Origin of the sequence: Mesorhizobium sp. M8A.F.Ca.ET.202.01.1.1, from assembly GCF_004791595.1 — a bacterium.
Taxonomy (GTDB): Bacteria; Pseudomonadota; Alphaproteobacteria; order Rhizobiales; family Rhizobiaceae; genus Mesorhizobium.
In genome coordinates, this window is the sequence record NZ_SRUN01000004.1 from 433,433 (window position 1) to 453,658 (window position 20,226).

The window sequence follows — 20,226 nt, forward strand, 5'->3', positions numbered from 1 at the left end:
TGCCTGCCAAGGTGCCATGCACCTTTTTTGGGCATTATTGCCCGTGAGGAAATGTTGTGCAAACGTGACCCGCCTATTAGCATATGCTTGACCGCGAAGCTGCGCTCAGGAAGATGCTGATGTTGTTTGAAAGTTGATGTATGCCGCCTTATCCGACCGGCTCATGGATACCTGTTGCCCTCTCCGCGGACTTGCCGGCGGGAACCGTAATGCCCGCGCAGTCCCCGGCTGGGCCGGTTGCGCTTTGGCGAAGCCGTTCGGGCCGAGCATCGGCGTTTGCGGACAGATGCCCCCATCGCGGCATGCGCCTTTCCCACGGCTTTGTACGCGGTGAAACCCTGTCCTGCATCTATCACGGCTGGGGCTATGCTCAGGAGGGAAATTGCCTGCGCATTCCCGCTCATCCGGCGCTGACTCCGCCGGACACGATTCGCGTTGCAACGCAGCATGTCGAGGATGGCGACGGTATCATCTGGATTTCCGCCGGCGAACCCGCTGCACGGCCACCGAGATTCGAGGGCTTCGCGCCGCTCCGCTCCATGGTGGCGGAGACAAGCATCGCGGCGCTGGAGGCGGCCACGGGCACGAAGGCCGCTGGAGGTGTGCTCGACTACACCAGCGACGACACGTCCGTCCGGCTGCTGCTTGCTCCCGAAGGGCCCGCGCGCACGCTGATGCATGTCCTGGTCAATAGGGACAGCGATCCGAATCACCTTATCGCCGCGTCGAGGGCCGCCGAGGCGCTGCGGCGGGCGGCCGAGCATATCGAGCGGGGCGGGACAGGCCGATGACCCGCAACGCGATGATCGACGAATGGTATCCCGTCGGCCTTGCGAGCCAGCTCGACGCGCATGGGCGCGGCACGGCCCTGATGGGCGAGCCCATCGAGGTGAGATGCGGCGAAGACGGAACCGCCAAGGTCACAGGCGGCAACGGACGTGTCCTCCCAACCTGCATCCGCTATGGCCATGTCTGGTCATCGCTCGGCGATCCGAAAAAGCCGCTGTTTGCGATCCCCGAGGCCGATCAGCCTGGCCGCCGGCTCGTCGATGTCGGCGTGGTTCGCGTGCGCTGTTCGCCATTGCGCGCGGTGGAAAACTTCCTGGACATTGCGCATTTTCCATTCGTCCACACCGACATATTGGGCTCCGAACCGCACACGGAGGTCCAGAACTACAAGGTCGAAATCCGCGAGGACGAAGACGAGGTTTGGGCTACCCAGGTGAAGTTCTACCAGCCGCAGGCCGCGAAGTCGGCGGAGGGCGGCATAACGACGGAGTACATGTATCGCGTGCCCGCGCCGACATGCTCGATCCTCTACAAGACCTGCCCGCCGCGTCCCGGCGAATGGGACGTCATTACGCTGTTCGTGCAGCCGCTTGCCGAAGACCTGTGTGACGTGTGGCCCTGGATGGCGCTGTTCGACGACGAGACGCCGATGACGGACCTGATCCATTTCCAGCAGACGATCTTCGTCCAGGACCGGTCGATCCTCGAAAACCAGATCCCGAGGTTGCTGCCGCTCGACCCCGGCATGGAGATTCCCACGCGAGCCGACCTGACTTCGGTTGCCTACCGGCGCTGGCTGAAGCGCCATGGCTACACCTACGGCGCGCAACTGGTGGCGCAATGAAGCTCTACGACTACGTGCTGTCGCCGAGCTGTTACAAGGTGCGCCTGATGGCGGCGCTGGCAGGGGTGAAGCTCAGCATCCGGCCCGTCGACTTCCATCCCGGTGCCGAGCATCGCGGTCCGGAACTCATGGCGCTCAACCCGGCGGGTTCGATCCCGATCCTTGAGGACGGCGACCTCGTCCTGACCGAATCCTCGGCCATGCTTGTCTACCTCGCTACAAAGGCGGCACCGCAATGGCTGGGCAACGATACGGCCGTGCAAGCGGCGCGTGTCCAACAATGGCTTTCGTTCTCGCATCGACTGACAGCAAGCCTGGGGGCGGCGCGCCTGCACGAGATGCTGCTGCGCCCGGGCAACATCGATGCCCTTAAGGGACAGGGGACGGCAGCCCTGCGGGAATTGGAAGCTGGTCTCGTAGAACAGAGTATCCGCGGCCAGCGCTTCCTCGCATCGGACCGGCCGACGGTCGCGGACATCGCCTGTTTCCCCTATGTGGCGCTGGCGCCGGACGGCGGGGTCTCGCTCGATCCTTATCCCACGATCCGTCTATGGTCGCGGGCCATCCGCGGTCTCGACGGCTTCATCGAGATGCCTGGCATCCACCGGCTGCATGAGCTCAAACCCGAGCCCGTCCCAGAAGTAGGCGAGGCCTGAAATGGCGGGTTATCTGTTGAAGAACTGTGCCGCGGTCATCGTCGACGATGGCGACGGTCCGCGCGTCCGCCGCAACGTCGATGTGTTGACCGACGGCCCGGCGATACGGGCCATCGGCGAAGCCCTGGATAAGGGTGAGTTGCCTGTGGGGACCGTCACGCAGGACGCCGCCGGTTGGTTCGTCTATCCCGGCCTCGTCAACACCCATCACCACTTCTTTCAGTGCTTCGTGCGCAACCGCGCCGATCTGGACTGGACGAAGCTGTCGGTCATCGAATGGCTCGACCGCATCTATCCCATGTTCTCACGGCTGACCGAGGAGTGCTTCTATCACTCATCGGTCACGGCCATGGCGGAATTGATAAAGCACGGCTGCACGACGGCATTCGATCATCAATACTGCTTTCCGCGGCATGCCGGCAAAAGGCTGATCGACCGACAGTTCGAGGCGGCCGAACTGCTCGGCATGCGCTTCCATGCCGGACGTGGCGGCAACACGCTGCCGAAATCGGAAGGCTCGACCATCCCCGACGCCATGCTGGAAACGACGGACGAGTTCATCGCCGACTGCGCCCGGCTGATCGACACCTACCATGATGACGGCAAGTTCAGCATGCGTCAGGTCGTGGTCGCGCCCTGCCAGCCGGTCAACTGCTATCGCGAGACATTCGTGGAATCGGTAGCGCTGGCGCGCGACCGCAAGGTGCGCATGCACACCCATGTCGGCGAAGGCGAAAGTCCGGTCATGCAAGCCCGCCACGGCCTGCGCACGGTGGATTATTGCGCGGAGATCGGTTTCTCCGGGACGGATGCCTTCTATGCCCATTGCTGGGAACTGACCCACGACGAACTGCGCAAGATGGCCGCTATCGGCACCGGCGTGGCGCACTGCCCGGAGCCGGTCTATCTCGTCGGCGCCGAAATCACCGACATACCGGCGATGTCGGCCCTCGGGCTGAGTGTAGGACTGGGTTGCGACGGCGCCGCCTCGAATGACAATTCCAACCTGATGCACTGCATCCATTCAGCCTACATGCTGCAATGCCTTGCGGCGTCGACACGCGACCACCCGGTTCCGCCGCCGGTCGATTTCCTCGGCTATGCGACGACAGGTGGCGCGGCGCTGCTCGGGCGCGGCGATATCGGCAGGCTGTCGCCCGGCATGGCCGCCGACCTGTTCGCGATCGACACGCGGCGCATGGACTATGTCGGCACGCGGCATGATCCGCTGAGCCTGCTGGCCAAGGTGGGCATCGGCACGCCGACCGACATGACGATGATCAACGGCCGCATCGTCTGGGCCAAGGGAGAATTCCCGGGGCTCGACGAGGCAAGGCTGTTCGCGCAAGCCGAGGCGGCGCTCGCCACCGTGGAATTCTAGCAACCAAAACCAAAACCAAAAGCAAGGGGAACCGACATGCTGACAAATCTTACCCGCAGAACCTTGATGAAGGGCGCCGCCGCTACCGGGCTCGTCGCCGCGGTGGGCAGCCGCGTGCTCGCCGCCGACGGACCGCTGGGCATCGTGCTGGTGGTCCCCTCGCCGGTCGGCGACGTCGGCTGGGGCCGTGCGCTGGCCGACGGGCTCGAGCCGGTCAAGGCCGCCTATGGCGACAAGGTGAAGGTCACCATCCTCGAAAACATTCAGGAAGGCCCCGACGCCGACCGCATCATGAACAAGGCGGTCGCGGACGGGAACAAAGTGCTCATCGCCGGCTCCTTCGGCTATCAGAACGGCGCCCTGCAGATCGCGCGCCGCAATCCCGATGTCACCGTGCTGCACGCGTCCGGTTTCGAGGTGGCGCCAAACTTCTCACCCTTCGCTGCACAATATTCCCAGGGCACCTATCTGATGGGCATGGCGGCGGCCGCGCTTTCGAAGACGGGCAAGCTCGGCTCGGTGTCGGCCTTCGCCATCCCCGAGCTGATAACCTCCATCAACGCGTTCACGCTGGGTGCGCAGGCTGTGAAGCCCGATGTCGAGGTTTCCGTCGTATGGGTGAATTCCTGGTTCGACCCGGCCAAGGAGCAGGAAGCCGCCAAGGCGCTGCTGGCGCAGAAATGCGACGTCATCTTCTCCAACGCGCAGGACACGCCTTCCGTCGTCGCGGCTTGCGAAGAGGCAGGCATCCCCGCCTTCAACCTCAACTCGTCAATGAAGAAATACGCGCCCAAGACCTATCTCGGCTGCGTGGCGACCGATTGGTCGCCCTTCTTCAAAGCCTCGGTCGACGCCCACTTTGCTGGTACCTTCAAGGGCGCCAGCGCCTTCCTGGGGGTCGGCGACAAGGTCGTCGAGGTCGTCGACTGGAACCCGGGCATCCCGGCAGACATCATGACCAAGATCAAGGAAGTCGAAGCCAAGATCGCCGACGGCAGCTTCTCGCCCTTTGCCGGTCCGATCGCCAAGGCCGACGGCAGCGAAGGCGTCCCCGCCGGCAAGACTATGGCCGTGGCCGAGATCGTCGCCATGGACTGGCACGTCAAGGGCGTCACCACGCCGCTGCCCAAGTAACCATGACCGCCCCGCTCCTGTCGCTGCGCGGCATCTCCAAGAGCTACGGCCAGATCCATGCCAATCGCGACATCGATCTGGACGTGGCTCCGCGCTCTATCCACGCGATCCTCGGAGAGAACGGTGCGGGCAAATCGACGCTGATGAAGCTCATATACGGCGTCGAGCAGCCGGACGCCGGAACAGCGACCTGGAAAGGAGACCCCCTGGCGCTCGCGTCCCCGGCGGATGCGAGGCGCAAGGGGATCGGCATGGTCTTCCAGCATTTCTCGTTGTTCGAGACGCTGACGGTGGTGGAGAACGTCCGGCTGGTCGTGCCCGGGAGGAAATCGGACCTTGCGCAAGGCATCTGCAAGCTCGGCCGCGACTTCGGCCTGGAAGTCGATCCGCTCGCCCATGTGCACGCGCTCTCGGTTGGAGAGCGGCAGCGGGTGGAAATCATCCGCTGCCTGATGACCGAACCGCAGCTCCTGATCCTCGACGAACCGACCTCCGTCCTGCCGCCGCAATCGGTGGAGAAGCTTTTCGAGACATTGCGGCGGCTGCGCGACGGCGGCGTGTCCATCCTTTTCATCTCGCACAAGCTGGAGGAAATCCGTGCGGTCTGCGACCGCGCGACCATCCTGCGCGGCGGTCGCATCACCGGCAATGTGGATCCCCGCGACCACGACGCGCACGACCTCGCCCGCATGATGATCGGCCGCGACATGCCGCAGCCCATGCCGGCAGTCGCACATTCCGGCGGGGAAAAGCGCCTTGAAATCGTCGGCCTCGACCATCGACCCGACGATCCCTTCGCCGCGGCGCTTTCCGATGTCAGCCTGACGGTCCGGGCGGGCGAGATCCTCGGCATCGCCGGCATCTCGGGTAACGGGCAGAGCGAACTCGCCGCGCTGATCTCGGGCGAGACGATGCTGCCGCGCGAACAGTCACAGCGTATCTTCATCATGGGAAAGGATGTCGGCGCGCTCGATGCGGCTGCCCGCCGGCGGCTGGGCTTCGCCTTCGTTCCGGAGGAACGGCTGGGCCGTGGCGCGGTGCCCGAAATGTCGCTCGTCCTCAACAGCCTGCTGACCGCACATCCCTCCGGCCTCTTGAAACGCGGCCTTGTCGACACGGCCCGTGCGAAGGCCTTCACAGAAGACTGCGTGCGGCAGTACGACGTGCGTACACCGGGTCCCGAGGCCGAGGCGGGGGCGCTTTCGGGAGGCAATCTCCAGAAATTCATCGTTGGCCGCGAGATTATGTTATCCCCTAAATTGCTGTTTGTGGCGCAGCCCACCTGGGGCGTGGACGTCGGCGCGGCATCCGCCATCCGCCAGCGCCTTGTCGCCCTGCGCAACGAAGGCATGGCCATTCTGGTCATCTCGGAGGAACTGGAGGAACTGTTCGAGCTTTGCGATGCGATCCAGGTGATCCATCAGGGTCAGCTGAGCGCGCCGCTAGTGACGCGCGACACCAGGCCCGAGGAGATCGGCCGTTACATGATCGGCGCGCATTCGACGGCCGAAAAGATCCCCGCATGAGCGCTTCGTTCCGACCCTCCCTTCCCGTGCTGATTCGACGTGAACACGCCTCGCCAGCAATCAAGCTGGCCGCACCGGCCGCGGCACTCGGCGCGGCGACGCTGCTCAATCTCGGGCTCTACCTCCTGATGGGCCGCGATCCGGTCGCCGTTTTCCAAGCGATGCTTCTTGAGCCCTTCCTGTCCTGGGCCTCGTTTTCGGAAGTCCTGCTCAAGATGGGGCCGCTGTTGCTGATTGCGCAGGGGCTTGCCATCGGCTTTCGCGCAAAGATCTTCAACATCGGCGCCGAGGGCCAGTTCATCCTCGGCGCGATCTTCGCGTCGGCCATTCCCATTTGGCTCCCGCAGGCAACAGGTCAGTGGATCTGGCCCGCCATGCTCGTCCTCGGCGCGCTGGGCGGCGCGCTTTGGGCCTCGCTCACGGCGTTCTGGCGCGTGCGGCTCAACGCAAACGAGATTCTCGTGTCGCTCATGCTGGCGCTCGTTGCGGCGCAACTTCTCAACTATCTGCTTCTTGGCCCCTGGAAGGACCCGGCCGGCTTCAACTTCCCGCAGTCGGTGATGTTCCAGTACGACGCGATGGTACCGATCCTGATCCCCGGCACCCGCGTCAACGTCTCGCTGCTTATCGCCTTCGCGTTCTCCCTCGCGGCCTGGGTCTTCATGCAAAGGAGTTTCGCCGGCTACAAGCTGCAGGTCGGCGGTCTTGCTCCGCGCGCGGCCGGATACGCCGGCTTCAACGAAGGACGCGCGATCTGGCTTTCGCTCCTCATCGGTGGCTTAGCGGCTGGCCTCGCCGGGGCTGCCGAGGTGGCCGGGCCGCTCGGCCAGTTGCAGCGCTCCATCTCGACCGGCTACGGCTACGCCGCCATCATCGTGGCCTATCTCGGTGGCCTTCACCCGATAGGCATCGTTTTTTCCGCGCTGCTCATGGCGGCCCTCTATATCGGCGGCGACAACGCCATGGTCTCGGCAAATCTGCCGATCGCCGCTGTCCGGGTCTTCCAGGGTAGCCTGCTGCTCGCCTATCTCGTCGCCATGGCCTTCGTCCGCTACCGGCTCGAATGGCGCCATGCCGCTCACGGAAGCACTCCATGAATGCCGTCGAGTTCATCGTCGCCGGAATGCTGGCGGCGGCCACGCCGTTCCTTTTGGCCGCGCTGGGCGAAATGGTGGCCGAGCGGGCCGGCGTCCTCAATCTCGGCGTGGAGGGAATGATGGCCATGGGAGCGGTCGTCGCCTTCATTATCGTCTATCACGGCGGCGGTCACCTCCTGGGTTTCCTCGCCGCGGGCCTCGCCAGCGCGGCTCTTTCCCTTGTCTTTGCCATCATCGCGCTGGGGTTCCGCGCCAACCAGGTCGCGGTGGGACTCGCTATAGGCATACTCGGCCAGGGCCTCTCGGCATTGTTCGGCAAGAGCTATGAGAGCCTTACGGTCAAGGGCCTGCCGAAGCTTTCATTGCCCTGGCTTTCAGATATCCCGGTCATCGGCGGCCTCTTCGCTCAGGACGTCATCGTGTGGCTCTCGCTGGCCGTGACCGTCGCCATCTGGGCGATATTCGCCTACACCAAGACCGGCCTTGTCGTGCGCGCCGTCGGCGAGAATCCCAAGGCGGCCCATGCGCTGGGCTATCCGGTGATTGCCGTGCGCTTCGCCGCTGTCGCTTTCGGCGGCGCGTTTGCGGGTTTCGCCGGTGCCTACGCGGCCGTGGTTTACACGCCGCTCTGGGCCGACGGCATGATCGCCGGGCGCGGCTGGATCGCGATCGCGCTCGTGGTCTTCGGCACTTGGCTCACCAGCCGTATCTTCCTCGGCGCCTGCCTCTTCGGCGCCGTCTCCCTCGCAAGCCTCGCGGCCCAGGCGACCGGGCTCGACGTTTCCTCGCAACTTCTGTCGAGCCTGCCTTATCTCGTGACAATCGTCGTGCTGGGCGTCATTTCCTCGAACCGGCGCCTGCTCAAGCTCAACGGCGTGGCTTCGCTGGGAGAGCCATTCGAACACTGAGCAATTCCAATGCCGCTTGTGAGCAGGCCTCAGGGGCCAACATACTCGAAAGTGGATGAGCCTCAGAAGCTCAGGTCATTTGCCTGATAAGGTGGCGGCGAATGGCGTTGCTGCTCTTGGGCCACTTGGCTGCTCACCGACGGCAAAAACTGCGCTTGCCACGCTGACGATTGCGACATGGTCCTTTGCGGCCGCCCCCGCAGCGGCACTGTCGCCACGCAGGATCGCGGTGACTATGGCGTCATGCTCCTGCCAGGATTTGGCAAGGCGTCCGGCCAACCTGAACTGGGCACGCCGGAAAGGGGCAAGACGGCTGCGCGTCGTCGCTGTCAGCTCATAGATGTGCGTGCTGTGAGCGCCGCGATAGAGCCGGCTGTGAAACTCGGTGTTGAAATATTCATAGTCTTCCTCGGCGCCCAGCCGCACCAGCCGTGCCGAGGCCTCGTGCTCGGCCTCGAGCGCGCGGCGCTCGCTGACGGTCATGCGCTCGGCGCAGAAGCGCGCACATATGCCTTCAAGTTCAGCCATGCTTTCGAACATCGAGGTGAGATATTCCTGGGTGACGACGGCGACGATGGCGCCTCTGTTCGGTCGCCTTTCAACCAGACCCATGGCGCTTAGCTGTCCGAGCGCCTCGCGCACAGGGGTGCGCGACACCTCGAAGCGGGCGGCAAGCGAGGTTTCGTCGAGCTTTTCACCAGGGCGCAGTACGCCGGTGACGATGCGGTCGCCGATGGCCCTCACCATCTGATCAACGGTCGTTCCCAATCGGACCAAGCTGCGCTTTCCCGACACGCCTCCTCCAAGCCTCCGTTTTCATTTCCAGACCATGAACCGGCCGAACGAAAGTCCGCTTCCGACTCAGTCGTACCCTGTATGCCTATGTTTTAATCTTCCTGTCAAATTGTCTGATTTCAAGGCAAAAAGTGCATGCAGTTGCCTTTCGATTGTGCAATGCCAACAGATATTATTACTGATTTTATTGGGTAAATTTTAATTTCTGGATTGGCATAGCAATTGCATGCACTTTGTTGAGAAGGCGTTAACCGACCCGGAAAGGGTCCTATAGGGGAGCATAAGAGATGACCGACCGATTCATGCTTAGCCGCCGCCAGCTGCTCAAGACCTCCGCCGCCGGAGCGGCACTCGGGCTTGCGTCCGCGGCCTTTCCCGTCAGCAGGGCCTTTGCCGCCAGCGCCACCGTCGGCTTCATCTATGTCGGGCCGAAGGATGACTATGGTTACAACCAGGCGCATGCCGAAGGTGCGGCGACGCTGAAGGCCATCGAGGGCATAACTGTCGTGGAGGAGGAGAACGTACCGGAGACGGTCGACGTCCAGAAGACGATGGAATCGATGATCAATCTCGACGGCGCCTCGCTGATCTTCCCGACCTCTTTCGGCTACTTCGACCCCCACATGCTGGCCATGTGCGCGAAATTCCCCAACGTGCAGTTCCGCCATTGCGGCGGCATGTGGGACAAGGCGAAGCACCCGATGAATGCCGGCTCCTATTTCGGCTATATCGGCATGGGCCAGTATCTCAACGGCGTTGTCGCCGGCCACACCTCAAAGACCAAGAAGCTCGGCTTCGTCGCGGCCAAGCCCATTCCGCAGGTGCTGCTCAACATCAACTCCTTCCTGCTCGGCGCGCGCTCGGTCGATCCGACCATCACTTGCCAGGTCATCTTCACCGGCGAGTGGTCTCTGGCGGTTAAGGAAGCAGAAGCCACCAATGCGCTGGTCGACCAAGGCGCCGACGTCATCACTTGCCATGTCGACAGCCCGAAAGTGGTGGTCGAGACGGCGGCCGGACGCGGCGCTTTCGTCTGCGGCTATCACGCCAACCAGAGCCCGCTGGCGCCTGAAAAATATCTCACCGGCGCAGAGTGGAACTGGGCCAAGGTCTACAAGATGTTCGTCGACGACCTGACGATCGGCACGCCGCTGCCCAACTTCACGCGTGGCGGCCTTGCCGACGGCTTCGTCAAGATGAGCCCGCTAGGGCCCGCCGTCGGCGAAGCAGGCCGCAAGCAGTTCGACGCCACCCTGGCTGAAATGATGAAGGGCGGCTTCGCCGTCATCAAGGGACCGCTGAAGAGCAACAAGGGCGCCGTCGTCGCCACTGCGGGGCAGGCTTTCCCGGAGACAGCGATCGAGCTCGAAAGCATGGACTATCTGGTCGAGGGCGTCGTCGGCTCGACCGCCTGATCTGGGGGTGGGACGATGGTGGACACGGTGACAGGGGCCGGCATGCCGGCACTCTTCGGCGCCAGGGGATATCCTCCGGTGCTGGAATGGATCGCGCGGCGGGCGGAAGCCTTCGTCATTCCGCTCGCAGCACTTGTCGTCGGCATGGCGCTGTTCAGCCTGTTCATCGCACTGGTCGGCAAGTCGCCGATCCTGCTCTACGAGACCATGTGGCGGGGCGGCTTCGGCTCCTGGTTCTCGATCCAGAACTCGCTGTCGCGGGCCGCACCGCTGCTTCTGGCGGCGCTCTGCGTGGCACTCCCGGCGCGGCTTGGCCTCGTCGTCATAGGCGGTGAGGGCGCCATCGTGCTGGGCGGCGTTGGTGCTGCTGCCATCGGCGTGGCGCTCAGCGGCTCGCCATCGTCAATCGTCATTCTTGCCATGGGCGTGGCGGGCATGGCCGCCGGCGGCATCTGGATCGGTGCCGTCGGCGCGCTGCGCCACTACCGGGCCGTCAACGAAACCATCTCCAGCCTGCTGATGGCCTACATCGCCATCGCGCTGATGAACCAGTTGGTGGAAGGGCCGCTGCGCGACCCGGCCTCGCTCAACAAACCTTCGACCCAGCCGCTGGCGGACATCTACCGCATCGGCAACATTCCGGGCATGGACGTGCATTGGGGGCTGGTCGTTGGCGTGGTCGCCTGCGTTCTCTCCTGGGTGCTCATCGAAAAGACCCGCTGGGGTTTCGCCGCGCGCATCGCCGGCGGCAATGTGCGCGCGGCACAGGTGCAGGGGCTGGCCGTCGGGCCGCTCATCATCGGCTTCACGGCACTGGCGGGCGGCTTCGCCGGGCTTGCCGGCATGCTGGAGGTCGCCGCCGTGCAAGGCAGCGCCAATGCCTCGCTCGCCGCCGGCTATGGTTACACCGGCATCCTCGTCGCCTTCCTCGCCCGCCACAACCCGCTGGCCATCATTCCGGTCGCCATCCTGCTTGGCGGCATCGACGCCTCGGGCGGGTTGATCCAGCGCCGCATGGACCTGCCCGACGCCACGGTGCTGGTGCTGCAAGGCATGGTCTTCATCGTCATCCTGTTCAGCGAAACCTTTTACGGCCGCTTCAAGGCCTTCAATCCCGACCTCTGGAAAAGGGCCTCCTGATGGACGCGACCGAGATCGGCCTCTGGGGCGTGCCGCTGGCCATTCTGGGCGGCGCCATCCGCGTGTCGACGCCCTTCATCTTCGTCTCGCTGGGCGAGGCGATCACCGAGCGTTCCGGCCGCATCAATCTGGGGCTGGAAGGCACGCTCGTCTTCGGCGCCATGACCGCCTATGCGGTCGCGGTGATGACCAACTCGCCGTGGCTCGGCCTGCTTGCCGCAGCTTTCGCCGGCCTGTTTTTCGGCCTGTTCCATGGCTGGATCTGCAAATTTCGTGGGGTCAACGACATTGCCATCGGCATCGCGCTGATGCTGTTCGGCTCGGGCCTCGCCTTCTTCTTCGGCAAGCCGTTCATCAAGCCGAAGGCGCCCAACCTGCCGGCCATTCCGTTCGGCGGTTGGTCCGATATCCCGCAGGTGCAGGCGGCGCTCGACGTCAACGTGCTATTCCTGATCGGCGCGGTGCTTTCCGTCATCCTGTGGTGGGCGTTCCGCAACACGCGCGCCGGCCTCATAGTGCGTGTCGTCGGTGACAGTTCCGATGCAGCACGCGCCATGGGCCTCAACCCCGACACGGTGCGGCTGCTCGCCACCGGCGTCGGCGGCGCGCTGGCCGGCATCGGCGGCGCCTACCTATCGCTCTACTATCCCGGCAGTTGGACCGAGCGCATCTCGTCAGGCCAGGGTCTGATGGCGGTGGCGCTGGTCATCTTCGCGCGCTGGAACCCGCTCGGCTGCTTTGCCGCGGCCCTTTTGTTCGGCGGAGCCGGCGCGCTCGGCCCGGCGCTGCAATCGGTCGGCGTCACGCAAGGCTACTACCTGTTTTACGCCGCTCCCTACATCCTCACCCTCATCATCATGATCGTCACCTCCTCGCCGACACGAACGCTTGCCGGCGCGCCAGGCGAATTGTCGATCACCAAATGAGACTTGGCACCAAATGACTGGAGTTTTGCCTATGAACGCCAGAGCCGAGATTGCCCAACACACCATCGATGCCGAGCCCTATCCGTGGCCCTACAATGGTGACCTGCGGCCCGACAACACGGCGCTGATCATCATCGACATGCAAACCGATTTCTGCGGGCCTGGCGGCTATGTCGACCATATGGGTTACGACCTCTCGCTGGTGCGGGCGCCGATCGAACCGATCAAGGCGGTGCTGTCGGCGATGCGGGCCAAGGGGTATACCATCATCCACACGCGCGAGGGGCACCGGCCCGATCTCGCCGACCTGCCGGCCAACAAGCGCTGGCGTTCGCGCCGCATCAATGCCGGTATCGGCGATGCCGGCCCGTGCGGGCGCATCCTGGTGCGCGGCGAGCCTGGCTGGGACATCATCCCCGACCTCTACCCGATCGAGGGGGAGCCGATCATCGACAAGCCTGGCAAAGGCTCGTTCTGCGCCACCGACCTGGAGCTGATCCTCAACCAGCGCCGCATCGAGAACATCGTACTGACCGGCATCACCACGGATGTCTGCGTGCACACCACAATGCGCGAAGCCAATGACCGCGGCTATGAATGCATGATGCTGGAGGATTGCTGCGGGGCGACCGACCACGGCAACCATCTGGCGGCGATCAAGATGATCAAGATGCAAGGCGGCGTCTTCGGCACGGTGTCGAATTCGACGGCGCTTGTGGCTCAGTTGCCATGAGGAGGCCGCGATGAGCGACAGCGTCCGAAAAGCCGTCGGCGTCGAAACCATCGGCATGACCATGCGCTTCGGCGGCTTCACCGCGCTGGACGCCGTGTCGGTGAAAGTGCCGGCAGGTTCCTTTCACGCGCTGCTTGGCGAGAATGGCGCCGGCAAGTCGACGCTGGTCAAATGCATGATGGGTTTTTATCACCCGACATCAGGCGACATGATGGTCGACGGCCGCGAGGTGGCAATCGCCAGTCCGCGTGACGCTTCGGCGCTTGGGCTCGGCATGGTCTACCAGCATTTCACCCTAGTGCCGTCGCTGACAGGGGCGGAAAACCTCGTCATCTCGCGCGAGAAGGTTCCTGGCATCATCGACTGGCGCAAGGAGCGCAGCGACCTTGCCGTGTTCATGGAGCGCATGCCGTTCAAGCTGCCGCTCGACGTCAAGGTGGCGGAGCTTGCTGCTGGCGAAAAGCAGAAGCTCGAAATCATCAAGCAGCTTTATCTTGGCCGCTCCTTCCTGGTGCTGGACGAGCCAACCTCGGTGCTGACGCCCGGCGAGGCGCAAGAGGTGCTGGGGCTTGTGCGCGACATGACGAAAGCCGGCGACCTCACCGTGCTGATGATCTCGCACAAATTCCATGAGGTGACCGCCTTCGCCGACGATGTCAGCGTGCTGCGCAAGGGCAGGCTGACGGGAACGGGCCGCGTCGCCGACCTCGGACACAAGGCGATGGCCGCGATGATGATCGGCGACCAGCCGATCGCCGCCCTTGACAGCCGTGCGGCGCCAAAACCCGATGCCGAGATCGTGCTCAAGGTCAGATCGCTGAAGGCGCCGGATCGAACCGGGCTGAAGTCGATCCGCATCGAGGATCTCGGTGTGCGATCGGGCGAGATCGTCGGCATCGCCGGTATTTCCGGCAACGGCCAGAAGGAGTTTCTGGAAGTGCTGGCCGGTCAGCGCCCGCGCGAGGCCGGCGAGGTGCTTGTGCGCGGCGCCACCTACGCAGCGACGCGGGCCGAGGCGCGCGCGCTCAATGTCCGGCTCATTCCCGAGGAGCCGCTGAAGAATGCTTGCGCGCCGAAAATGACCGTGGCCGAGAACATCTCCTTTCGCACCTTCGACATGGACGGCAATGGCAGACCGGTGAGCTGGATCAATGCCAGTGCGATCCGTGCTTTCAGCGCCAGGCTAGTCGAACAGTTCAAGGTCAAGACCGCATCGCTGTCGTCGCCCATCGCCTCGCTGTCAGGCGGCAATGTGCAGCGCGCGGTGCTGGCGCGCGAACTGACCGGCGGGGTCGATCTGCTGATCGTCTCCAACCCATGCTTCGGCCTCGACTTCTCGGCGGTGGCCGAGATCCGCGCCCGTATCATGAAGGCGCGCAATGCCGGGGCCGCCGTGCTGCTGATGTCGGAGGACCTCGACGAACTGCTGGAACTGTCGGACCGCATCTTCGTCATGTCGGACGGCGCGCTGGTCTACGAAACGCCGATCGCGCAGGCGAGCGTGCAGACCATCGGCGAACATATGGCGGGACATCATTGATGGCTGAAATCGATGCGCAGCCGTTTGCATTTGCATTCAAGTCCGACACGATGGCGCTGGTGGTCATCGACATGCAGCGCGATTTCGCCGAGCCGGGCGGCTTCGGCGCCAGCCTCGGCAACGATGTCAGCCGGGTCACCGCGATCGTGCCGACGGTGAAGAGACTGATCGAGGGGTTCCGCGCCGCCGGCCTGCCGGTGATCCACACCATGGAGTGCCACCGGGCTGACCTCTCCGACCTGCCGCCTGCCAAGCGCGACCGCGGCAATCCGTCGATCCGCATCGGCGATGTCGGGCCGATGGGCCGCGTGCTGATCGTTGGCGAGCCGGGAACGGCGATCCTCGACGAGCTGGCGCCGCTGCCCGGCGAGGTCGTCATCGAGAAGCCGGGCAAAGGCGCCTTCTACGCGACCAGTTTTGATGAGGAACTGAAGCGGCTCGGCGCGCGGCAACTGGTTTTCGCCGGCGTCACCACCGAAGTCTGCGTCCAGACGACGATGCGCGAGGCCAATGATCGCGGCTATGAGTGCCTGCTCGCCGAAGATGCGACGGAAAGCTATTTTCCCGAGTTCAAGGCGGCGGCCATCGCCATGATCCGGGCGCAAGGCGCCATTGTCGGCTGGACGGCGACGACCGACCAGGTGCTGCAAGGACTTGCCGATGGCTAATCTGAGTTTTGCCGGCCTCGTCGGTGGCGGCTGGCGCGAGCTGGCATTCGAGCCTTTTCGCGAAGGCATCACGGTGCACTGGCTGCTCAAGGGCGGACCGGTCGAGCCGTCGGTGGCGATCCTCGACTACCGGCCCGGCGCCGGCGTACCGCGCCACCGCCATGTCGGGCTTGAAACCATCGTCGTGCTCGAGGGTACGCAGAGCGACGAGAATGGCGACTATCCCACGGGAAGCGTCATCCTGAACCCGGTCGGGACCGAGCATTCGGTGTGGACCAAGGACGGCTGCGTCGTGCTGATCCAATGGGACCTGCCGGTGATCATTCTGGGGGAGGCCACATGAGCGAGATCCACTTCGACATTGGCAGCCTGCACGCCGCCTATGCGGCCGGCGTCAGCGTCGCTGACATGGTCGATACAGTTCACGCCCGCATCGAGGCGGCTGACGATCCCGGCATCTTCATTCATCTCGCCGCCAAGGCAGAGATGCTGGCGCAGGCGAAACAGCTCGGGCCGTTCGATCCGGTGGCCAAGCCTCTGTGGGGCGTGCCGTTCGCGGTCAAGGACAACATCGATGTCGCCGGCATGCCGACAACCGCCGCCTGCGCCGAATATGCCTACATACCAGACAAGGACGCAACCGTGGTGGCGCGGCTGAAGGCTGTCGGGGCGCTGGTGGTCGGCAAGACCAATCTCGACCAGTTCGCCACCGGTCTGGTCGGTGTGCGCACGCCCTATCCGATCCCGAGGAACGCTGTCGATGCCAGCCTGGTGCCCGGCGGCTCCTCTTCGGGATCCGCCGTTGCGACGGCGCGCGGCATCGTCTCCTTCGCGCTAGGCACCGACACGGCCGGGTCCGGCCGCATCCCCGCCGGTCTCAACAACATCGTCGGGCTGAAGCCGACGGTCGGCGCGCTTTCGGCCGCCGGCGTTGTGCCAGCCTGCCGTACGCTCGACTGCATCTCGGTATTCGCGCTCACCGTAGACGATGCCTACGCAGTGTACGGCGTGGCGGCGGCCAAGGACCCGGCCGATGCCTATTCGCGCGCCATCAAGGTGCCGGCGCTTTCCGCTCGCCCACCCGTGCTGACGGTCGGCGTGCCGCAGAAGGCGGATTTGAAATTCTTCGGCGACGCATCGATGCAGACGGGCTTTGAGGCGGCGCTTGGCTTGCTGGAAAAGCTTGGTTGCCGGCTGGTCGAAATTCCGTTCGCCGATTTCTACGCCACCGCAAATCTTCTCTATGAAGGAGCCTGGGTTGCCGAACGCTACGCGGCGATCCGCGACTTCATGGACGCCAACGAAGCCGCAATGCATCCGGTAACGCGCAAAATCATTGGCGGCGCGCGCGGCCTGTCAGCGGCCGATGCCTTCAACGGCCTCTATGCGCTTCAGGCCTACAAGGCCAGGCTCGCCCCGATCATCGCCTCTGTCGACCTGTTCTGTGTGCCGACGGCACCAACGCATTACGCTCTCCAGGCGGTGCTTGCCGATCCGATCACCACCAACAGTCGGCTCGGTACCTATACAAATTTCGTCAATCTGCTCGATATGTGCGGCATCGCCGTGCCGACCGGCAAGCGCGACGATGGGCTGCCGATGAGCGTGACCCTGCTGGGTATGGTGGGCAAGGATTGGCTCACGGCGTCGCTCGCGCGCGACGTTCATGCCATGAGCGCTCTTCCGCTCGGCGCGACCGGCTGGGCGCAGCCGGGGAGTGCCTTGCCTGGCAACGTTGCACAGGACCAGACGATTGATCTGGTGGTGGTCGGCGCGCATCTGTCGGGGATGCCGCTCAACGGTCAGCTAAGAGACCTAGGCGCCCAATTCTCGAGAGTAACGAAAACCACACCTGCCTACCGGCTCTACGCGCTTGCCGGCCAATCCGTGCCCAAGCCGGGCCTTGTCCGGGTCTCCAGGGATGGAATGCGAATAGACGTCGAGGTCTGGCGGCTGGGTCCGGAGGCGTTCGGACGATTCGTCGCCGCCATCCCCCCACCGCTGGGCGTAGGAACGATCGAACTCGAGGATGGCAGCGCAGCCAAGGGGTTTTTGGTGGAAACCGCCGGCCTGACTGACGCCGCCGATATCTCCGCCTATGGCGGGTGGCGCAGTTTTGTAAGACGCGACCAAGAAAGGGCCAACATTCTCGCGACCTAGAAACGCAGTCTCCGACGATGTCTGCTTCAGGAAACGGCGAAGGTGAACTTAATGACCAAGCGATTCCAAGATCGCAAGGAAAATCGCCGGGGTAGTTCTGGTCAGAAAGAGGGGTTCGAGTCCACGTTGTGGGGCGCCTCTGAAATATCTATCAAAATCAACTACTTGAGTGAGACTTTTGGTGGGCCCGGAGGGACTCGAACCCCCAACCAAGCGGTTATGAGCCGCCGGCTCTAACCATTGAGCTACAGGCCCCACGCGGGCTGGATTAATGTTTTTCGCATCGCCGCACAAGGCTTTACCGGCGGGCTTTCGCAGATCGCCCAAATCAACCCATAATCGCGCTCTACGCGACCCTTGCGACCTGATCGCAGACCAAGGAGATTTTCATGACCAAACATCTTTTGCCCCTCGCGCTCGCCGCTGCAATCGCCTTTCCGGCGATGGCTGGAGCCACCGACCTGCCGACGCCGCCCCGCATCATCGTGTCCGGCGAGGGCGAAGCAACCGTGGCTCCCGATCTGGCGATCCTGACGCTCAGCGTCATGCGCGAAGCCAAGACGGCGCGCGCCGCGCTCGACGCCAACAATGACGCCATGGCCGCCGTGATCGCCGCGATGAAGGCCGCAGGCATCAAGGATCGCGACCTGCAGACCGCGGGCATCCAGATCAACCCCCGCTACAACTACACCAACAAGCCCGACGGCAGCCAGGAGGCCGAACTCGTCGCCTATCAGGTGACCAATACGCTTTCGGTGCGCGTGCGCGACGTCGACAAGACAGGCGAAATCCTCGACAAGGCGGTGTCGCTCGGCGTCAACCAGGGCGGCGGCATCGCCTTCACCAATGACAATCCGGCGGCCACCGTCACCGAGGCGCGCAAGAAGGCTGTCGCCGACGCCACGGCCAAGGCCAGGACGCTGGCCGAGGCGGCCGGCGTCAGCCTCGGCCGGGTGCTCGAGATCACGGATCAGAACATCAGGCCGGCGCCGATGCCGATCAACGCCAAGGCCTTCGACGCCGCGGCCGGGGCAGCGCCGGTGCAGGCCGGCGAGAACGCCTACAATGTCCAGGTCACCGTTACCTTCGAACTGAAGTAACCGGTTGAGTGGATGGCCGCCCTGCCGGCCATCGTCCGCCCCTTGGCCCGCATGAAAAACCCCGCGGGATCGCTCCCGCGGGGTTTTTTCGAGCCGCACCCGCCCGATAGACAGGGGCTCCGCTAGTCCAGACCGACCTTCATGGAAGGTCGTGTCTCCAGGCTGGTCTTCGCAGAAGATCAGCCTCCAGGCCTAAGCCTCAGCGATAGATGACCGGGCAACCGCGCTCGTTGGCGAACACGATGACGACACGGTCGCCGTCCTGACGGCCCATCACCTTGACCACGCGACGGTTGGCATCGACGATGCGGGCTCGGTAGAGGCCCATGCGCTCGGCCTTGTCGAGGGCGCGATCCGGCGAGCAGCCGCGGCGCCAGCCGTCGCGGCGCCAGCCGTCGCGGCGCCAGTCGTCGCGGCGATGCCGATAGCCGTCGTCGCCGGCATAGACACCGAAGCGCGGATCCTGGTTGTTGCCGAAGCCGAGATAGAGGCTGTCGGCATGGGCGGGGATGGCCGTCAGCGCGCCGAGGCCGACCAGAGCCGAAAGCGCTGCCGTCTTGATGGTGGTGTACATGGTTCTCTCTCCTTGTTGCGGGCTTGCGCCCGTCCTCGTGAAACCGATGGCGGGAGAATGCACTGGCCTGCCTGAACTGTTTACGAACTGCCCGTTCATCTGCGGTTCATCTGGCGCCGGCGGCAAGGCCCCGGTCATTTGCAAATCCCTTGCCGGCCAAATCCCTTGCCGGCATTCAAACAATATCCGAGCCAAACGCCGCCTCGTCCTTGTTCCCGACAGGCAAACTCCAGCGATGTCCGCGCGTCAGGGCTCGTCGTCGAGCATATAGTCAAAATAGTCTTCCGGCTCGGCAAGGTCGGTCTCGCTGGCCTTGACCCGGCCGCGCATCGAGATGCCGGCCTCATGCACGGTCTCGGCACTGCCCGATACCAACCGGTGCCACCAGTAGAGGTCGCGGCCCTCGGCCACCAGCCGGTAGGCGCAGGTGCTGGGCAGCCAGCTGATGGTGCGCACATTCTGCGGCGTCAGCCCGACGCAATCGGGAACGCGCGCCAGTCGGTTGGCATAGTCGGCACAGCGGCAGCTTTCGGCGTCGAACAGCCGGCAGCCGACGCTGGTCCAGTAGATTTCGCCGGTGTCTTCGTCCTCGAGCTTCGACAGGCAGCACTTGCCGCAGCCGTCGCAGAGCGATTCCCACTCCGTGGGGCTCATCTCTTCCAGCGTCTTGGTTTTCCAGAACGGCGTTTCCATATCCGGCATGTGGCCCCAGCCGCCGCCGAGGTCAAGCGAGAGCGGGAAATGGCGCGGTAACTCGTTCGAATGACACGAATTTGCCTTCAAAAGGTCGGCCAATAGCCCCGTACGGCCCCTAACGATGCGCCGCTGGAACCAATTTCG

At 64.1% G+C, this 20,226-nt stretch carries 20 protein-coding genes and 1 tRNA gene; 17 read left to right on the top strand and 4 right to left on the bottom strand.

Going from position 1 to position 20,226, the window contains the following annotated elements:
* The first annotated feature begins 140 nt into the window (after window positions 1-140).
* From EN845_RS12645 to EN845_RS12680, 8 genes are read left to right on the top strand one after another with little or no spacing between them, the layout of a single operon-like run.
* Window positions 141-791: a Rieske 2Fe-2S domain-containing protein gene (locus tag EN845_RS12645; protein ID WP_127870093.1), complete on the top strand. Its 651-nt coding sequence runs from the start codon at window positions 141-143 to the stop codon at window positions 789-791.
* Complete coding sequence (locus EN845_RS12650) at window positions 788-1,633, top strand: aromatic ring-hydroxylating dioxygenase subunit alpha (protein WP_127276593.1); 846 nt, start codon at window positions 788-790, stop codon at window positions 1,631-1,633. Before EN845_RS12645 ends, EN845_RS12650 begins: the two co-directional genes overlap by 4 nt.
* Window positions 1,630-2,289 carry a glutathione S-transferase family protein gene (locus tag EN845_RS12655; protein WP_127870092.1) on the top strand — a complete coding sequence of 220 codons (660 nt, stop codon included), beginning with the start codon at window positions 1,630-1,632 and terminating at the stop codon, window positions 2,287-2,289. The genes EN845_RS12650 and EN845_RS12655 overlap by 4 nt, the downstream gene beginning before the upstream one ends.
* Window position 2,290: 1 nt before the next feature.
* Window positions 2,291-3,670, top strand: coding sequence for an amidohydrolase (locus EN845_RS12660; protein WP_127870091.1), 1,380 nt, complete (start codon window positions 2,291-2,293; stop codon window positions 3,668-3,670).
* A gap of 39 nt (window positions 3,671-3,709) precedes the next feature.
* Window positions 3,710-4,804 (top strand): BMP family ABC transporter substrate-binding protein, encoded by a 1,095-nt coding sequence (locus EN845_RS12665; protein WP_189522870.1) that lies wholly within the window; start codon window positions 3,710-3,712, stop codon window positions 4,802-4,804.
* A gap of 2 nt (window positions 4,805-4,806) precedes the next feature.
* Entirely contained in the window at window positions 4,807-6,330 is a 1,524-nt protein-coding gene (locus EN845_RS12670) for an ABC transporter ATP-binding protein (protein WP_127870089.1), read from the top strand.
* The gene (locus EN845_RS12675; protein WP_127870088.1) at window positions 6,327-7,427 is read left to right on the top strand and encodes an ABC transporter permease; all 1,101 of its coding nucleotides are present in this window, start codon (window positions 6,327-6,329) and stop codon (window positions 7,425-7,427) included. Before EN845_RS12670 ends, EN845_RS12675 begins: the two co-directional genes overlap by 4 nt.
* On the top strand, window positions 7,424-8,335 hold the full coding sequence (locus EN845_RS12680) for an ABC transporter permease (protein ID WP_127870087.1): 912 nt from the start codon (window positions 7,424-7,426) through the stop codon (window positions 8,333-8,335). Before EN845_RS12675 ends, EN845_RS12680 begins: the two co-directional genes overlap by 4 nt.
* A gap of 75 nt (window positions 8,336-8,410) precedes the next feature.
* Here EN845_RS12680 and EN845_RS12685 read toward each other — a convergent pair whose 3' ends face one another.
* Window positions 8,411-9,082: a GntR family transcriptional regulator gene (locus EN845_RS12685; RefSeq protein ID WP_127278478.1), complete on the bottom strand. Its 672-nt coding sequence runs from the start codon at window positions 9,080-9,082 to the stop codon at window positions 8,411-8,413.
* 335 nt (window positions 9,083-9,417) lie between these two features.
* On the opposite strand from EN845_RS12685, the gene EN845_RS12690 reads away from it, so the two are divergent.
* The 8 genes from EN845_RS12690 to atzF are packed head-to-tail and all read left to right on the top strand — an operon-like array spanning window position 9,418 to window position 17,712.
* Window positions 9,418-10,545 (top strand): BMP family ABC transporter substrate-binding protein, encoded by a 1,128-nt coding sequence (locus EN845_RS12690; RefSeq protein ID WP_127870086.1) that lies wholly within the window; start codon window positions 9,418-9,420, stop codon window positions 10,543-10,545.
* Window positions 10,546-10,560: 15 nt separating this feature from the next.
* Window positions 10,561-11,685: an ABC transporter permease gene (locus EN845_RS12695; protein ID WP_127870085.1), complete on the top strand. Its 1,125-nt coding sequence runs from the start codon at window positions 10,561-10,563 to the stop codon at window positions 11,683-11,685.
* Window positions 11,685-12,611, top strand: a complete 927-nt coding sequence (locus EN845_RS12700; RefSeq protein ID WP_127278475.1) for an ABC transporter permease — start codon at window positions 11,685-11,687, stop codon at window positions 12,609-12,611. The genes EN845_RS12695 and EN845_RS12700 overlap by 1 nt, the downstream gene beginning before the upstream one ends.
* 31 nt (window positions 12,612-12,642) lie before the next feature.
* The gene (locus tag EN845_RS12705; RefSeq protein WP_127870084.1) at window positions 12,643-13,344 is read left to right on the top strand and encodes an isochorismatase family cysteine hydrolase; all 702 of its coding nucleotides are present in this window, start codon (window positions 12,643-12,645) and stop codon (window positions 13,342-13,344) included.
* Between the two features lie 10 nt (window positions 13,345-13,354).
* Window positions 13,355-14,884, top strand: a complete 1,530-nt coding sequence (locus tag EN845_RS12710) for an ABC transporter ATP-binding protein (protein ID WP_127870083.1) — start codon at window positions 13,355-13,357, stop codon at window positions 14,882-14,884.
* Window positions 14,884-15,552 (top strand): cysteine hydrolase, encoded by a 669-nt coding sequence (locus EN845_RS12715; protein ID WP_127870082.1) that lies wholly within the window; start codon window positions 14,884-14,886, stop codon window positions 15,550-15,552. Before EN845_RS12710 ends, EN845_RS12715 begins: the two co-directional genes overlap by 1 nt.
* A complete protein-coding gene (locus EN845_RS12720) occupies window positions 15,545-15,895 on the top strand; it encodes a cupin domain-containing protein (protein ID WP_127870081.1) in 351 nt (116 codons plus the stop codon). The genes EN845_RS12715 and EN845_RS12720 overlap by 8 nt, the downstream gene beginning before the upstream one ends.
* A complete protein-coding gene (gene atzF, locus EN845_RS12725; protein ID WP_127870080.1) occupies window positions 15,892-17,712 on the top strand; it encodes an allophanate hydrolase in 1,821 nt (606 codons plus the stop codon). The genes EN845_RS12720 and atzF overlap by 4 nt, the downstream gene beginning before the upstream one ends.
* A 179-nt stretch (window positions 17,713-17,891) precedes the next feature.
* Here atzF and EN845_RS12730 read toward each other — a convergent pair.
* Window positions 17,892-17,967 (bottom strand) — tRNA-Ile (locus EN845_RS12730).
* Between the two features lie 134 nt (window positions 17,968-18,101).
* On the opposite strand from EN845_RS12730, the gene EN845_RS12735 reads away from it, so the two are divergent.
* Window positions 18,102-18,812 (top strand): SIMPL domain-containing protein, encoded by a 711-nt coding sequence (locus EN845_RS12735; RefSeq protein WP_127870079.1) that lies wholly within the window; start codon window positions 18,102-18,104, stop codon window positions 18,810-18,812.
* A 199-nt stretch (window positions 18,813-19,011) separates the two neighbouring features.
* Here the strand turns inward: EN845_RS12735 and EN845_RS12740 are convergent, their stop codons facing one another.
* Window positions 19,012-19,386: a hypothetical protein gene (locus tag EN845_RS12740; protein ID WP_127870078.1), complete on the bottom strand. Its 375-nt coding sequence runs from the start codon at window positions 19,384-19,386 to the stop codon at window positions 19,012-19,014.
* Between the two features lie 246 nt (window positions 19,387-19,632).
* Window positions 19,633-20,079 carry a YcgN family cysteine cluster protein gene (locus EN845_RS12745; RefSeq protein ID WP_127276920.1) on the bottom strand — a complete coding sequence of 149 codons (447 nt, stop codon included), beginning with the start codon at window positions 20,077-20,079 and terminating at the stop codon, window positions 19,633-19,635.
* Between the last annotated feature and the right edge of the window lie 147 nt (window positions 20,080-20,226).

Coding starts and splice junctions, on each gene's coding strand:
- EN845_RS12645 (WP_127870093.1), top strand. CDS start 141: ATGCCGCCTTATCCGACCGGCTCATGGATACCTGTTGCCCTCTCCGCG.
- EN845_RS12650 (WP_127276593.1), top strand. CDS start 788: ATGACCCGCAACGCGATGATCGACGAATGGTATCCCGTCGGCCTTGCG.
- EN845_RS12655 (WP_127870092.1), top strand. CDS start 1,630: ATGAAGCTCTACGACTACGTGCTGTCGCCGAGCTGTTACAAGGTGCGC.
- EN845_RS12660 (WP_127870091.1), top strand. CDS start 2,291: ATGGCGGGTTATCTGTTGAAGAACTGTGCCGCGGTCATCGTCGACGAT.
- EN845_RS12670 (WP_127870089.1), top strand. CDS start 4,807: ATGACCGCCCCGCTCCTGTCGCTGCGCGGCATCTCCAAGAGCTACGGC.
- EN845_RS12675 (WP_127870088.1), top strand. CDS start 6,327: ATGAGCGCTTCGTTCCGACCCTCCCTTCCCGTGCTGATTCGACGTGAA.
- EN845_RS12680 (WP_127870087.1), top strand. CDS start 7,424: ATGAATGCCGTCGAGTTCATCGTCGCCGGAATGCTGGCGGCGGCCACG.
- EN845_RS12685 (WP_127278478.1), bottom strand. CDS start 9,082: ATGGTGAGGGCCATCGGCGACCGCATCGTCACCGGCGTACTGCGCCCT.
- EN845_RS12690 (WP_127870086.1), top strand. CDS start 9,418: ATGACCGACCGATTCATGCTTAGCCGCCGCCAGCTGCTCAAGACCTCC.
- EN845_RS12695 (WP_127870085.1), top strand. CDS start 10,561: ATGGTGGACACGGTGACAGGGGCCGGCATGCCGGCACTCTTCGGCGCC.
- EN845_RS12700 (WP_127278475.1), top strand. CDS start 11,685: ATGGACGCGACCGAGATCGGCCTCTGGGGCGTGCCGCTGGCCATTCTG.
- EN845_RS12705 (WP_127870084.1), top strand. CDS start 12,643: ATGAACGCCAGAGCCGAGATTGCCCAACACACCATCGATGCCGAGCCC.
- EN845_RS12710 (WP_127870083.1), top strand. CDS start 13,355: ATGAGCGACAGCGTCCGAAAAGCCGTCGGCGTCGAAACCATCGGCATG.
- EN845_RS12715 (WP_127870082.1), top strand. CDS start 14,884: ATGGCTGAAATCGATGCGCAGCCGTTTGCATTTGCATTCAAGTCCGAC.
- EN845_RS12720 (WP_127870081.1), top strand. CDS start 15,545: ATGGCTAATCTGAGTTTTGCCGGCCTCGTCGGTGGCGGCTGGCGCGAG.
- atzF (WP_127870080.1), top strand. CDS start 15,892: ATGAGCGAGATCCACTTCGACATTGGCAGCCTGCACGCCGCCTATGCG.
- EN845_RS12735 (WP_127870079.1), top strand. CDS start 18,102: ATGACCAAACATCTTTTGCCCCTCGCGCTCGCCGCTGCAATCGCCTTT.
- EN845_RS12740 (WP_127870078.1), bottom strand. CDS start 19,386: ATGTACACCACCATCAAGACGGCAGCGCTTTCGGCTCTGGTCGGCCTC.
- EN845_RS12745 (WP_127276920.1), bottom strand. CDS start 20,079: ATGGAAACGCCGTTCTGGAAAACCAAGACGCTGGAAGAGATGAGCCCC.